This is a genomic window from Pseudomonas sp. SJZ080, from assembly GCF_007828295.1.
Lineage (GTDB): Bacteria > Pseudomonadota > Gammaproteobacteria > Pseudomonadales > Pseudomonadaceae > Aquipseudomonas > Aquipseudomonas migulae_A.
The window spans coordinates 102,194-115,645 of record NZ_VIUK01000024.1 but is presented as its reverse complement, the minus strand read 5'-3'; the positions used below and the strand labels follow the sequence as shown (position 1 = coordinate 115,645).

The 13,452-nt window shown below is 58.2% G+C and carries 14 protein-coding genes; 11 read left to right on the top strand and 3 right to left on the bottom strand.

What is annotated here, in order from left to right:
- Positions 1–189: 189 nt before the first annotated feature.
- Both FBY04_RS25845 and FBY04_RS25840 read right to left on the bottom strand, forming a co-directional pair.
- Positions 190–1,410 carry a CaiB/BaiF CoA-transferase family protein gene (locus tag FBY04_RS25845; protein WP_084317471.1) on the bottom strand — a complete coding sequence of 407 codons (1,221 nt, stop codon included), beginning with the start codon at positions 1,408–1,410 and terminating at the stop codon, positions 190–192.
- 13 nt (positions 1,411–1,423) lie between these two features.
- A complete protein-coding gene (locus tag FBY04_RS25840) occupies positions 1,424–2,605 on the bottom strand; it encodes an acyl-CoA dehydrogenase (protein ID WP_017335809.1) in 1,182 nt (393 codons plus the stop codon).
- 157 nt (positions 2,606–2,762) lie between these two features.
- On the opposite strand from FBY04_RS25840, the gene FBY04_RS25835 reads away from it, so the two are divergent.
- From FBY04_RS25835 to FBY04_RS25785, 11 genes are all read left to right on the top strand, one after another.
- A complete protein-coding gene (locus FBY04_RS25835; RefSeq protein WP_145317913.1) occupies positions 2,763–3,662 on the top strand; it encodes a LysR family transcriptional regulator in 900 nt (299 codons plus the stop codon).
- 435 nt (positions 3,663–4,097) lie between these two features.
- The gene (locus tag FBY04_RS25830; protein WP_145317910.1) at positions 4,098–5,219 is read left to right on the top strand and encodes a Re/Si-specific NAD(P)(+) transhydrogenase subunit alpha; all 1,122 of its coding nucleotides are present in this window, start codon (positions 4,098–4,100) and stop codon (positions 5,217–5,219) included.
- Between the two features lie 15 nt (positions 5,220–5,234).
- Positions 5,235–5,558, top strand: coding sequence for an NAD(P) transhydrogenase subunit alpha (locus tag FBY04_RS25825; RefSeq protein ID WP_017335806.1), 324 nt, complete (start codon positions 5,235–5,237; stop codon positions 5,556–5,558).
- Positions 5,558–6,991, top strand: a complete 1,434-nt coding sequence (locus FBY04_RS25820; RefSeq protein ID WP_084317474.1) for an NAD(P)(+) transhydrogenase (Re/Si-specific) subunit beta — start codon at positions 5,558–5,560, stop codon at positions 6,989–6,991. Before FBY04_RS25825 ends, FBY04_RS25820 begins: the two co-directional genes overlap by 1 nt.
- Positions 6,992–7,171: 180 nt before the next feature.
- Positions 7,172–8,665, top strand: a complete 1,494-nt coding sequence (locus tag FBY04_RS25815) for an acetyl-CoA hydrolase/transferase family protein (protein WP_145317909.1) — start codon at positions 7,172–7,174, stop codon at positions 8,663–8,665.
- Between the two features lie 319 nt (positions 8,666–8,984).
- Complete coding sequence (locus tag FBY04_RS25810; protein ID WP_007947887.1) at positions 8,985–9,200, top strand: DUF1127 domain-containing protein; 216 nt, start codon at positions 8,985–8,987, stop codon at positions 9,198–9,200.
- A 256-nt stretch (positions 9,201–9,456) separates the two neighbouring features.
- Positions 9,457–9,666, top strand: coding sequence for a DUF1127 domain-containing protein (locus FBY04_RS25805; protein WP_145317906.1), 210 nt, complete (start codon positions 9,457–9,459; stop codon positions 9,664–9,666).
- Positions 9,667–9,810: 144 nt separating this feature from the next.
- Positions 9,811–10,128, top strand: coding sequence for a DUF2388 domain-containing protein (locus tag FBY04_RS25800; protein ID WP_017335802.1), 318 nt, complete (start codon positions 9,811–9,813; stop codon positions 10,126–10,128).
- A gap of 107 nt (positions 10,129–10,235) precedes the next feature.
- Positions 10,236–10,544, top strand: a complete 309-nt coding sequence (locus FBY04_RS25795) for a DUF2388 domain-containing protein (RefSeq protein ID WP_145317903.1) — start codon at positions 10,236–10,238, stop codon at positions 10,542–10,544.
- A 27-nt stretch (positions 10,545–10,571) separates the two neighbouring features.
- On the top strand, positions 10,572–10,892 hold the full coding sequence (locus tag FBY04_RS25790) for a DUF2388 domain-containing protein (RefSeq protein WP_145317900.1): 321 nt from the start codon (positions 10,572–10,574) through the stop codon (positions 10,890–10,892).
- The gene (locus FBY04_RS25785; RefSeq protein WP_145317897.1) at positions 10,889–12,850 is read left to right on the top strand and encodes a DUF4105 domain-containing protein; all 1,962 of its coding nucleotides are present in this window, start codon (positions 10,889–10,891) and stop codon (positions 12,848–12,850) included. Before FBY04_RS25790 ends, FBY04_RS25785 begins: the two co-directional genes overlap by 4 nt.
- 122 nt (positions 12,851–12,972) lie before the next feature.
- Here FBY04_RS25785 and FBY04_RS25780 read toward each other — a convergent pair whose 3' ends face one another.
- A complete protein-coding gene (locus FBY04_RS25780) occupies positions 12,973–13,416 on the bottom strand; it encodes an anti-virulence regulator CigR family protein (protein WP_145317894.1) in 444 nt (147 codons plus the stop codon).
- Between the last annotated feature and the right edge of the window lie 36 nt (positions 13,417–13,452).

Genomic DNA, 13,452 nt, shown 5'->3' with positions numbered 1-13,452 from the left:
CGTAACTCTTTGTTTATCAAGGAGTTTTCCGTTTCGACTGCGCCGGAAGTGGGGCGAATTATAGACTTCCAGAATCTGCCGTCAACCCCTGATTTGGCTTTTCTATCAATAACTTGCAGAAAGCCAGAAAACAGCCTGTTTCCCTCTATATAGGAGAGGGAAACCACTCCTTCTATATAGAAGAAATCCTCAGAGCACCCCAGCCTCTCTGAGAGCAGCTACCGCACCAGCGTCCAGACCCAACACCCGCAGCAATACCTCCGACGTATGCTCGCCCAGCAAAGGAGGCGCATTGCGGTACTCCACCGGCGTCTCGGACAGACGAATCGGGCTTGCAACCTGCGGCACCCTCCCCGCCAGGGCATGAGGCAGCTCGATCGCCAAACCGCGCGCCTTTACCTGAGGGTCGGCAAACACCTGAGCCAGATCATTGATCGGACCACACGGCACGCCTGCCTGCTCCAGCTGCGACACCCACTCAGCAGTGGTCTTGAACACCGTAGCCTGGCGGATCAACGGAATCAGCAACGCCCGATTCGCCACCCGCAACTTGTTGGTCGCAAATCGCGGATCATCCGCCCACTGCGGCTGCCCGGCCACTTCCGCAAATTTGCGGAACTGCCCGTCGTTACCCACCGTAAGGATGAAATCGCCATCTGCCGTAGGAAAGTCCTGATAAGGCACGATGTTCGGATGCGCATTGCCAAGACGCTTAGGCGCATTGCCCGTCGTCAGGTAATTCATCGCCTGGTTAGCCAGACAGGCCACCTGAACATCCAACAACGCCATATCAATATGTTGACCGCCACCGTCATGATCCCGGTGCGCAAGCGCAGCGAGAATAGCCACTGTCGAATAGAGCCCGGTCAAAATATCCGTCAGCGCCACGCCGACTTTCACCGGCCCGGCCCCCTCATCTCCTTCCGGCCGACCTGTAAGGCTCATCAGGCCGCCCAAGCCTTGGATCATGAAGTCATAACCCGCGCGCTTGGCGTAAGGGCCGGTCTGACCAAACCCCGTGATCGAGCAGTAGATCAGATTCGGATTGGCATCCTTGAGTGATTCATAATCCAGCCCATAAGCCGCCAAGCCACCGACCTTGAAGTTCTCGATCAGAATGTCCGACTTGGCCGCCAGCTCACGCACCAGCTTCTGCCCCTCCGGGCGCGTGAAGTCGATGGTTACGGATTGCTTGTTGCGATTGGCCGACAAGTAATAGGCAGCCTCGCTGGTGTTCTCGCCATAGGCGTCTTTAAGGAACGGAGGCCCCCAGGCGCGCGTGTCATCGCCATTGCCGGGACGCTCGACCTTGATCACCTCGGCGCCAAGGTCCGCCAATATCTGCCCGGACCAGGGCCCGGCCAGCACCCGCGATAAATCCAGTACCCGTAGATGCGAAAGCGCGCCCATGGCCGTTCTCCTATTAATAGAACGCTTGAAGACCGGTCTGCGCACGACCGAGGATCAGCGCGTGAACGTCATGCGTACCTTCATAGGTATTCACCACTTCCAGGTTGACCAGGTGACGAGCCACGCCGAACTCGTCGGAGATACCATTGCCACCCAGCATGTCGCGCGCCATACGAGCAATGTCCAAGGACTTGCCGCAGGAGTTGCGCTTCATCATCGAAGTGATCTCTACCGCCGCCGTGCCTTCATCTTTCATGCGACCCAGACGCAGGCAACCTTGCAGCGCCATGGTGATTTCGGTCTGCATGTCGGCCAGTTTTTTCTGGATCAATTGAGTAGCGGCCAACGGGCGACCGAACTGCTGACGATCCAGGGTGTATTGGCGAGCGGTATGCCAGCAGAATTCCGCAGCACCCAAGGCGCCCCAGGAAATGCCGTAACGCGCAGAGTTGAGGCAAGTGAAAGGGCCTTTCAATCCGCGGACGTCAGGGAAGATGTTTTCTTCAGGGACAAACACGTTGTCCATGACGATCTCACCGGTGATGGACGCACGCAGGCCGACCTTGCCGTGGATCGCCGGAGCGCTCAGGCCTTTCCAGCCTTTTTCCAGGACAAAGCCACGGATGTCGCCCGCATCGTCCTTGCCCCAAACCACAAACACGTCAGCGATCGGGCTGTTGGTGATCCACATCTTGCTGCCGGTCAGGCTGTAGCCGCCTTCCACCTTGCGTGCACGAGTAATCATCGAGCCCGGGTCAGAACCGTGGTCAGGCTCGGTCAGACCGAAGCAACCGATCCACTCGCCCGTTGCAAGTTTTGGCAGGTACTTCTGCTTTTGCGCTTCAGTACCGAACTCATTGATCGGCACCATCACCAAAGAGGACTGCACGCTCATCATCGAGCGATAACCTGAGTCGACGCGCTCGACTTCACGGGCGATCAAGCCGTAGCTGACGTAGTTCAGGCCGCTGCCGCCGTACTGTTCAGGAATGGTTGCGCCCAGCAGGCCGACTTCACCCATCTCGCGGAAGATTGCCGGATCGGTTTTCTCATGACGGAATGCTTCAAGAACACGCGGCGCGAGCTTTTGCTGAGCGAATTGCTCGGCGGTGTCGCGGATCATGCGTTCTTCTTCAGTGAGCTGTTGATCCAGCAGCAGGGGATCGATCCAGTTGAAGCTAGCTTTACCGCCCATGAGTGTGTCCTCTCGAATCGGGTCAAATAACGTGGAGTGATCCTAGGCCCGGTTCGGCGTGACGGCAAACGAGGATTTTGCATACTGTTGTGCTAATTTCTCACTCCGAAACGTTGCGATACAGCTTTAATGCGATGCATTAGTGAGGTTGACGTACATGCGCAGAAAGATTCCCAGCACAACGGCCCTGATCAGCTTTGAAGCAGCCGCTCGCCACGAGAGTTTTACCAAGGCAGCCCAGGAACTTTCACTCACCCAGGGAGCGATTTGCCGACAGATCGCCAGCCTCGAGGAGTTCCTCGGTGTGGAACTGTTCCGACGCTCCCGGCGCGGGGTCAAGCTGACGGAAGCAGGACTTTCCTACAGCCGCAGGGTCGCCACCCAACTGGACGCCGTTGAGCGCGACACGCTGTCGGTCATGGGCCAGCAAGGCGCCAACGTGATCGAACTGGCCGTCGTGCCCACCTTCGGCACCCAATGGCTGCTGCCAAGACTCAAGGATTTCCAACAAAGACACCCAGAAGTGACGGTCAATCTCACCAACCGCACCCGCCCCTTCCTGTTTGCCGACACCGATTTCGATGCGGCGATCTATTTTGGCGATGCGGACTGGTCAGGCACTGAATCCCACAGACTGATGGGCGAAAATCCGATGCCTGTGTGCAGCCCCACCCTACTGGGCCAAAAGACGAATCTCACACCCGCTGAAATTGCCGAACTGCCCCTGCTACAACAGACCACCCGCCCCTATGCCTGGCGTCAATGGTTCAACTCGCAGAACCTTAATATCCCGCGAGACATGACAGGACCGCGCTACGAGCTATTCTCCATGCTTGCCCAAGCGGCGATGCATGACATGGGAATAGCCTTGATCCCGCCGTTCCTGATTCAGCGTGAACTGGCGGAGAAGCGACTGGTGATTGCCAACGTTCAGGCTCTGTCCAGTATCAAGGCGTATTACTTGATGATTCCTGAGCGAAAGGTCGAATCTGCGTCTTTGAAGGCATTTCGCGACTGGCTGGTAAATCAGGCGCAGAGCTACAGCCTAGAAGGATAGGGCTTAACACCATTAGTTGACCCCGTAGTCAGCAAATTTAAAGCCCTACAGATATAAGTATTTGTCGCATATTCGCAGACTGTACCGAGAAGCGGTACAAACGTCCCACAAGCGCCTGAAGACGTGGCCTTGAGCCGCTATCCGGCAGCAATACCACCTCATTCACCGTGCCGATGTGTAAATTCTTGAAATTCGGCCAGAATCCTTGCAAGGCACGGCCTGCAAGGGACCGAGGCGGTCGGTTGCGACATTCGGTCACGGGGTGACTTGTAGTTAATTTTCCGTCACCCGTCATAATCCCTTGAAGGGCACAAAGTTCGCCTGCAAAATGCCGCGCCCCGCCCAGATTTGGCGGGATCGTGCTGATCGGCCGCCCCCAGCCGCACCATCCGAAGTGCCTGGGTTTACTCAATAAGATCACGCAGGAGATTTGACGTGCACATTGGTGTTCCTCTCGAAACCCAGACCGGTGAAACACGGGTTGCTGCAACCCCGGAAACCATCAAGAAGCTGATCGGCCAGGGTCATAAGGTCACTGTGCAAAGCGGCGCCGGCATAAACGCCAGCGTTGTCGACAGTGCTTATGAAGCGGCAGGCGCAATTATTGGCAGCGCCAGTGATGCGTTCGGTGCCGAACTGATTCTCAAGGTGGTCGCCCCCAGCGACAGCGAGCTGACGCTGATTAAAAGCGGCACCGTTGTGGTGGGCATGCTCAACCCGTTCAGCAATGAAACCATTGCCAAGCTGGCTGAGTGCGGCATTACCGCGTTCGCACTGGAAGCGGCCCCGCGCACCTCCCGCGCCCAGAGCCTGGATGTGCTGTCCTCCCAGGCCAACATCGCCGGTTACAAAGCCGTGTTGCTGGCCGCTCACCATTACCCACGCTTCATGCCGATGCTGATGACGGCGGCGGGCACCGTGAAAGCGGCACGCGTGCTGATTCTCGGCGCCGGTGTTGCCGGTTTGCAGGCAATCGCTACCGCGAAACGCCTGGGTGCAGTGATCGAAGCGTCTGACGTACGTCCTGCGGTTAAAGAACAGATCGAATCCCTTGGCGCCAAGTTCGTCGACGTGCCTTACGAGACCGATGAAGAGCGTGAATGCGCCGTCGGTGTTGGCGGCTACGCACGCCCAATGCCTGCGAGCTGGATGCAGCGACAGGCCCTGGCTGTGCACGAGCGCGCCAAGCAAGCTGACATCGTCATCACCACCGCACTGATTCCCGGCCGCAAGGCACCGACTCTGTTGAGCGCGGAAACCGTCGCGCAAATGAAGCCAGGTTCCGTGGTCATCGACCTCGCAGCGGCTCAGGGCGGCAACTGCCCGCTGACCGTAGCCGATCAGGTGGTGGTGGAGAATGGCGTGACCATTTGCGGTCCGACCAATCTGGCCGGCGCGGTCGCGGCAGATGCTTCAGCCCTGTACGCACGCAACCTGCTGGACTTCCTGAAGCTGGTCTTCAACAAAGAAGGCCAGTTCGAAGTGAACCTCGAAGACGACATCGTCGCCGCGTGCCTGATGTGCCGCGACGGCCAAGTCATCCGCAAAAACGCCTAAGCAGGGATTCAGACGATGGAAGAGCTTATCTCCCCCGGTATCTACAACCTGATCATCTTCGTGCTGGCGATTTATGTCGGTTATCACGTGGTCTGGAACGTTACGCCTGCACTGCACACGCCTTTGATGGCCGTGACCAACGCCATCTCGGCGATCGTAATCGTCGGTGCCATGCTGGCCGCGGCGTTGACCGTCACGCCTCTGGGCAAAACCATGGGCACCCTCGCGGTGGCTCTGGCGGCGGTGAACGTTTTTGGTGGCTTCCTGGTGACTCGCAGGATGCTTGAGATGTTCAAGAAGAAAGCCCCGAAAGCGGTAAAAGAAGAGGCGTCCAAGTAATGAGCATGAACCTTGTAACGACGCTCTACTTGATCGCGTCCATCTGCTTCATCCAGGCCCTGAAAGGGCTGTCGCACCCGACCACGTCGCGGCGCGGCAATCTGTACGGCATGCTCGGCATGGCGCTGGCGATCCTCACTACCGTGGGGCTCATCTATAAGCTGGGCGCAGAGCTTGCCACCGCAGGCATCGGTTACGTCATCGTCGGCCTGCTGGTCGGCGGCACGGCCGGTTCGATCATGGCCAAGCGCGTAGAAATGACCAAGATGCCGGAACTGGTCGCTTTCATGCACAGCATGATCGGTATGGCCGCGGTATTCATTGCCATTGCGGCGGTGGTCGAGCCGCAATCGCTGGGCATCGTCAAACAACTGGGCGATTCGATTCCTGCCGGTAACCGCCTGGAGCTGTTCCTCGGCGCGGCCATCGGTGCAATCACCTTCTCCGGTTCGGTGATCGCGTTCGGCAAGCTCTCGGGCAAGTACAAGTTTCGTCTGTTCCAAGGCGCACCGGTACAGTTTAGTGGTCAACACAAGCTGAACCTGCTGCTGGGTCTGGCGACGCTCGCGTTGGGCATCACCTTCATGATGACCGGCAACCTCGCCGCTTTCGCGCTGATGCTGGCGCTGGCCTTCGTGATGGGCGTGCTGATCATCATCCCGATCGGCGGCGCGGACATGCCGGTGGTGGTATCGATGCTCAACAGCTATTCCGGCTGGGCAGCAGCGGGTATCGGCTTCTCGCTGAACAACTCGATGCTGATCATCGCGGGCTCGCTGGTGGGTTCGTCCGGTGCAATCCTCTCGTACATCATGTGCAAGGCGATGAACCGCTCCTTCTTTAATGTACTGCTCGGCGGTTTCGGCAATACGGCCGATGCCGGTCCTGCAGGCGCCAAGGAAGCCCGCCCGGTGAAATCCGGTTCGGCTGACGATGCGACTTTCCTGCTGACCAACGCCGATACCGTGATCATCGTTCCGGGTTACGGCCTGGCGGTAGCGCGGGCACAACACGCGCTGAAAGAGCTGACCGAGAAGTTGACCCACCGCGGTGTAACCGTGAAATACGCGATCCACCCGGTTGCCGGTCGGATGCCTGGCCACATGAACGTCTTGCTGGCCGAGGCCGAAGTGCCTTATGACCAGGTATTCGAGATGGAAGACATCAACTCCGAGTTCGGCCAGGCCGACGTGGTGCTGGTGCTCGGCGCGAACGACGTGGTCAACCCGGCCGCGAAGAACGATCCGAAATCGCCGATTGCCGGCATGCCGATTCTCGAAGCGTTCAAGGCCAAGACCATCATCGTCAACAAGCGTTCGATGGCCAGCGGTTATGCCGGCCTGGACAACGAACTGTTTTACCTCGACAAAACCATGATGGTCTTCGGCGACGCCAAGAAGGTCATCGAAGACATGGTCAAAGCCGTCGAGTAAAACCTGCTCCAACGCAATACCCAAAACCTCAGCCTTTAGTAGGCTGGGGTTTTTTTATTGCCCGTGAAACCCGACCAAAGGCTCTAAATCAGGGCTCGGCATTCGACCATGGTAGCGGGACGGATTTTTTTCAAGCTACTAGACTGCACACCTTGCTTCCGTTACCCGAGATAACAATCCATGTACCGTGATCGTATTCGCTTGCCTTCGTTGTTGAATAAGGTGATGAGCGCCGCCGATGCTGCCGCTCTGATTGAGGACGGCATGACCGTCGGCATGAGTGGTTTCACTCGTGCCGGTGAAGCCAAGGCCGTGCCTCATGCATTGGCTGAACGCGCCAAAGTCACCCCGCTGAAAATCACATTGATGACCGGCGCCAGCCTGGGCAACGACCTCGATAAGCAGCTCACCGAAGCCGGCGTTCTTTCGCGACGCATGCCTTTCCAGGTCGATAGCACTTTGCGCAAGGCGATCAACGCTGGCGAGGTCATGTTCATCGACCAGCACCTCTCGGAAACCGTGGAGCAATTGCGCAACCAGCAGCTGAAACTGCCGGACATTGCCGTTATCGAGGCCGTGGCGATTACCGAACAAGGCCACATCGTACCGACCACTTCCGTGGGCAACTCGGCCAGCTTCGCGATTTTCGCCAAACACGTGATCGTCGAGATCAACCTGGCGCACAACCCGAACCTCGAGGGTTTGCACGACATCTATATACCGACGTACCGCCCGACCCGTACGCCAATTCCGTTAGTGAAGGTCGACGATCGCATTGGCAGCACCGCCATTGCGATCCCGCCGGAAAAGATCGTCGCGATCGTGATCACCAACCAGTCCGACTCACCTTCGACCGTGCTGCCGCCGGACGTCGACACTCAGGCCATTGCCGACCACCTGATCGACTTCTTCAAGCAGGAAGTGGTGGCCGGGCGCATGACCAACAAACTCGGCCCACTGCAGGCCGGCATCGGCACCATCGCCAACTCCGTGATGTGCGGACTGATCGACTCGCCGTTCGAAGACCTGACCATGTACTCCGAAGTGTTGCAGGACTCGACCTTCGACTTGATCGACGCCGGCAAGCTGAGTTTTGCCTCAGGCAGCTCGATCACCTTGTCGAGCCGTCGCAACGCCGATGTGTTCGGCAACCTGGAGCGCTACAAGGACAAACTGGTCCTGCGTCCGCAGGAAATTTCCAACCACCCGGAAGTGGTGCGACGGCTCGGTATCATTGGCATCAACACCGCGCTGGAGTTTGACCTGTACGGCAACGTCAACTCCACCCATGTCTGCGGCACGCGGATGATGAACGGTATCGGCGGCTCGGGCGACTTTGCGCGTAACGCGCACCTGGCCATTTTCGTGACCAAGTCGATCGCCAAGGGCGGCGCGATCTCCAGCGTGGTGCCGATGGTCAGCCACGTCGATCACACAGAGCATGACGTCGACATTCTCGTGACCGAGGTGGGGCTGGCGGACTTGCGCGGTTTGGCACCGCGGGAGCGGGCTCGAGTCATCATCGACAACTGCGTGCACCCCGATTACCGCCAAGCCCTGGATGACTACTTCACCGCTGCCTGCGCACTCGGCGGGCACACTCCGCATCTCCTGCGTGACGCACTGAGCTGGCACATGAATCTGGAAGAAACCGGGCGGATGCTCGCCGTGTAATTGGTACAGATAGCGGCTGACGCAAACACAGTTTCGTCAGCTTGCTATTGCCATACAGAAATGTGTTTAAAACTGTACTGCTGTACCGGTCATTTCCTACTGTAATTGCCTACCTTTCCGACCCGAACGCCATTAAATGCACCATATAAGTGCAGATAGGTACAGTTGTCTCAATTTTGACCAGTACACCGCTCTTTAACAGTTAACTGGTCCCTCACAATACAGGTGAACTGTATCTAGAGAGACTGGCCAAACGAGAGGATCATTGGCATCAGTTAAACCACTACCTAATCCCGCCACAAGCGGAAGGATGAAAACCATGGAACGTACACTCAGTTCCGATCTGTTCTTCGAAGACACCGCTGCAAAAACCCAGGCTTCCATGCCTCTTCGCGTTATCGCCAACCTGATGCTGTGGCAGCGCCGCATCTCCAGCCGCCACCAACTGGCTCGTCTGGATTCGCGTCTGCTGGCTGACGCCGGGATTAGCGAAGCACAACGCTACGAAGAGCTGAGCAAGCCGTTCTGGCGCTAAGTTAGCGTCGCTGGCTCTGATCCTTAAGGTCAACCGCCAGCACCCGAATTGAACAAACAAGACCCGTCGTGGGAAACCACGACGGGTTTTGTCGTTTTGGGCCGGAAAATCCTCAAAACAATAGTTGTTGGCATTAATAGGTACAGTTAACAAACAATCACAACTGAACCAGTACAATTTCAATGGAGTGTGTCTGTTCTGGAAAATCGGGCGGGATCATCATGAAATCCCGACCTGCCAGCAAAAGGATTGCACCATGGATCACCTACTGGATCTTGCCGCTACAACCCCGAAATCAAAGCCTCGGATTACCTGGCCAAGAAGATTGCTCAGAGCCCTCGCCGATACCCTCGAGAGAGCCAGAACCCGGCGTTTACTGGCGCAACTCGATGGCCGGCAGCTGTCTGACTTGGGCATCAGTCATTCAGATCGAGTCAGAGAATTGGACAAGCCGTTCTGGCGCTGACATACACTTGAACAGACGGGACTGTGCGAACCGACACCTACAGGCCTAATATCAGATCAGAACGTGGCGATGACTGCGCGACAGGCGTCTGACTCAACAGATACCGCGCCACCTCTCAATCGGTTTACCCAAAGGAGTTACACCATGTCCCGTCTTCGTCTGCTCAGCGCTGCAGCCCTGCTTGCCGTGGCTGCCAATTCCCACGCCACCAGCTTCATCGTCACCACCGATGCCGTCGTCGGTGCACTCAAGGCAACGTCCGACGCCACTTCCGATGTCACGTCGTCCTTTCGCGATGACAAGATCGTCCGGGCAGCCCGTGATGACGCCGCCAGTTTTGTCGCCAGCGAAGGCGCCATTCGCGGCGTGAAACTGGAAAGCGCACTCGACCACATTCGCCATCAGGCGCCGGGGTTGAACGCTACGGACGCTCAACTGGCTCAGGCTATTCTGACTATCTAAAACGTCATCTCCTCATGGGACACGCCCAACGTGTCCCAATGTTTCGGCACTGGCTCTAAACCGGGCGTTGCGCTAGCCTTTGGACTCGCCTTCAACTGTCGAGTCTCATGCGTTTTCCTACACATCTATTGATTACACCGGTTTTCATGGCGGCCTGCTGGGCTGGCTCAGCCCAGGCCTTTGACCTGACGACACAGGGTCTCGTGGCCACTGGCTACGCCACCAGCATGGTGACCTCCGCCCCCTTCGACCGTAAGCTGCTGCTGGCCGCCCGGGATGACGCCGCGTCATTCATTGCCAGCGACGGCCAATTGCGAGGAGCAGAACTGGAATCCGCGCTGGTTTACCTGCGTCGGGCCCAGCCAAAACTTCATGCAAGCGATCTTGAACTGGCGCAGGCTATTCTCGTCCAATAGTTATCCTCGTTCCTCCGGAGTCGTTCCATGCGTAGCCCGCTGATTATCGCCACCCTTGGCCTGCTGTTATTGGCCGATCTGGCCCAGGCGCACACCCTGGTAGCCACCAGTAACATCATCATCAATGCCACCCAACGCACACTCGATTTCACGTCCGACACCACCACGTCAATCCGTGATTCGAAAATCGTCCGTGAAGCCCACGACGATGCGGCCAGTTTCGTCGCCAGCGAGGGTGAAATCCGTGGGGCGCACCTGGAAGCGGCCTTCAACACATTGCGCGCCCGCGTGCCGGAAGCCCGGGATGCCAGTGATCAGGTACTCGCAGAAGCCATCCTCGCACTGTGAAGTCGTTAAGTGCCTGGCTCTTGGCCGGGGTCGTGTTGCTGCTCGGCAATACGGCCCAGGCCGGCCTGCAATTACAGCTCAAGACAGAAGGTTTGAGCCCTGCGCAACAGCAGGCCAGCCAGGCGCTGCTTGATGAAGCCATGCAGGCATTGCCGCCGAGGTTCATCGAACAACTCGACCGGCGCATCGACGTTGGCTGGACCGATGACATGCCGAGCAACGCCTACGGCCAGGCATCACTGGTGTCCGAGCTCGATCTCAACCGCAACTTGCTTGCCAGCCTCACCGACGGCAGCGCTGCAACCAAAAAGACTTATCGCCCTCACGGCACCGTCCGCCGCGAAATGCTGGCCACGGTGCTGCACGAACTCACCCACATTTATGATCGCTCGCGTTTTTGGCCAGCTGCCGAACGCACGCTGATCCAGCGTTGTACCCGACGCAACAACAGCTCCGGCCTGGTCGGCATTCCGGATGAATGCCGTGGCCAATCCTCCCGACGCTTTACGCTGAGCGATGACCCGCGCCTGCTCGACCTCGCTGGCTGGCCGCAATACGTCGGTCGTCGCGGCGAACGCGAACAGCACAACCGACAGATCGCCCGCAGCCCGGACATCTACGAAACGAGCAGCCCCAAAGAGTTTGTCGCGGTGAACATGGAGTATTTCCTCCTCGACCCGAGCTACGCTTGTCGCCGCCCTGCGCTATACCGCTACTACAAAGAACATTTTGGCTGGGCACCCGCCGCCAAAGACACCTGCGGCAAATCCTTCGCCTTCCTCAACGCCGGCAATGACTTCGCCAAACAGCCCTTGGGGCAGGTCGATCCGGAACGGGTGTATGCCGTGGACTATCTGCTGGCCGAAGCCAACCAGAACTGGGTCAGCCGCTGGGGCCACAGCATGTTGCGCCTGGTGATCTGCGCACCGGGCCGGCCACGTGGACCGGATTGTCGACTGGATCTGGATCAGCACCTGGTCTTGTCCTACCGAGCCTTCGTGGGTGACGTACAGCTGTCGAGCTGGGACGGATTAGTCGGCAAGTACCCGTCGCGCCTGTTCGTCCTGCCGCTGGCCCAAGTGATCGACGAGTACACCAAGACCGAACTGCGCAGCCTCGCCTCGGTGCCGCTGAATTTGTCGCGCAACGAGATTGAGGACGTGGTGGAACACGCCGCCGAGATGCACTGGAGCTACGACGGCAATTACTTTTTCCTGTCCAACAACTGCGCGGTGGAAGGTCTGAAGTTGCTACGCAGCGGCACCAACAACGCGAAGCTGGTCGGGCTGGACAACATCATGCCCAACGGCTTGCTGGAAGTGCTCAAGGGACGCGGACTGGCGGATACCAGCGTGCTGGATGATCCTCGCGAAGCGCTGCGGCTTGGCTATCGCTTCGACTCTTTCCGTGATCGTTATCAAGCGATGTTCGAAGTGCTGAAGAAGCACCTGCCGATCAAACAGGACAAGGTCGAAGACTGGCTGGCACTGAAGGCCGAAGAGCGCCGCACATGGATCGACCAAGCCGATCTGCGAACCAGCGCGGCGTTGCTCTTGTTGGAACAGGCAGCCTTCCGACAACAATTGGTGCTGGCCCAGGACGAAGTGAAGCAACGCTATCTCGGTGCTCGGGAGCTGAAGAACGGCGGCATGGACAAAGCCAACGCGACCTTGCAGCAGATTCTCGCCAACAGCGGCTTCCTCAGCCGGCCGGCGGAGTTGCTCGGCACCGGCGGTTATGGATTGCCGCAACCCAGCGAATGGCAACGCCTGGAATCGGAAAGCAGCTTGCGGCAGAAACAGCTTCAAGCATTGACCGGCGATCTGGACAAGGAAGTGAGAGCGTTGCTCGAACCAAGCCGAGCCGCGGAAATGGCCGCCAACGAAGCCAACCTGAAACAGGTCGGCGAACATTTGCGCAAACTGCATAAAGCGTCGGGCGGGTTGGAGTTGCCTTAGTGAATGCCCCCTGCAGGAGCGAGCTTGCTCGCGATGGTCGTTAACGATAACGCGTGTTTCACGACGAAACCCGACGCACTCAAGTCCATCGCGAGCAAGCTCGCTCCTACAGTTCCCTCACGTCAAAGAACCCCTTCCAGAATTTCATAGACGATCCCGGAGCCCACGGCGATCAGCACAATGTCGCCACCCGCGCGCCGCCATTCATAACCCGGGTAATACGGCAGCCGACTCAACGCGCGATTATCCAGGCGTTCTCCGTAATAACCGTGCGGCAACGGCCGACCACGTTCCAGATGAATGCCCGGAGGTGGCGGCGCGCCGCGTACGAAATAACCATGACTGTCACGGATCGTCTGGCGCACCGGGCCGAAGTCCCGTGGCGGAGGGCCGCCGCGATGATTGTCCTGCGGGCCGCCGTGATCATCGCCGTGGTTGTCGTAATGGCCTTGCTGCTGGCCGCCGCGATCGTGATCGTCGCGCTGATCGGCGCTGGCGTGCAGCAACGGAGTGGCACTGAGCATCAGCACGCTCAGGCTGGCAATCAGACGTTTTGGCATTTTCATCAGGTCTTTCCTCACTGCACCTAAAGCAAAAAGGGC

What these genes read in the sequence shown, in the direction of transcription:
- FBY04_RS25805 (WP_145317906.1), top strand. Translation starts at nt 9,457, where the DNA reads ATGGATCACCTACTGGATCTTGCCGCTACAACCCCGAAATCAAAGCCT.
- FBY04_RS25800 (WP_017335802.1), top strand. Translation starts at nt 9,811, where the DNA reads ATGTCCCGTCTTCGTCTGCTCAGCGCTGCAGCCCTGCTTGCCGTGGCT.
- FBY04_RS25835 (WP_145317913.1), top strand. Translation starts at nt 2,763, where the DNA reads ATGCGCAGAAAGATTCCCAGCACAACGGCCCTGATCAGCTTTGAAGCA.
- FBY04_RS25795 (WP_145317903.1), top strand. Translation starts at nt 10,236, where the DNA reads ATGCGTTTTCCTACACATCTATTGATTACACCGGTTTTCATGGCGGCC.
- FBY04_RS25780 (WP_145317894.1), bottom strand. Translation starts at nt 13,416, where the DNA reads ATGAAAATGCCAAAACGTCTGATTGCCAGCCTGAGCGTGCTGATGCTC.
- FBY04_RS25815 (WP_145317909.1), top strand. Translation starts at nt 7,172, where the DNA reads ATGTACCGTGATCGTATTCGCTTGCCTTCGTTGTTGAATAAGGTGATG.
- FBY04_RS25820 (WP_084317474.1), top strand. Translation starts at nt 5,558, where the DNA reads ATGAGCATGAACCTTGTAACGACGCTCTACTTGATCGCGTCCATCTGC.
- FBY04_RS25825 (WP_017335806.1), top strand. Translation starts at nt 5,235, where the DNA reads ATGGAAGAGCTTATCTCCCCCGGTATCTACAACCTGATCATCTTCGTG.
- FBY04_RS25845 (WP_084317471.1), bottom strand. Translation starts at nt 1,410, where the DNA reads ATGGGCGCGCTTTCGCATCTACGGGTACTGGATTTATCGCGGGTGCTG.
- FBY04_RS25790 (WP_145317900.1), top strand. Translation starts at nt 10,572, where the DNA reads ATGCGTAGCCCGCTGATTATCGCCACCCTTGGCCTGCTGTTATTGGCC.
- FBY04_RS25810 (WP_007947887.1), top strand. Translation starts at nt 8,985, where the DNA reads ATGGAACGTACACTCAGTTCCGATCTGTTCTTCGAAGACACCGCTGCA.
- FBY04_RS25840 (WP_017335809.1), bottom strand. Translation starts at nt 2,605, where the DNA reads ATGGGCGGTAAAGCTAGCTTCAACTGGATCGATCCCCTGCTGCTGGAT.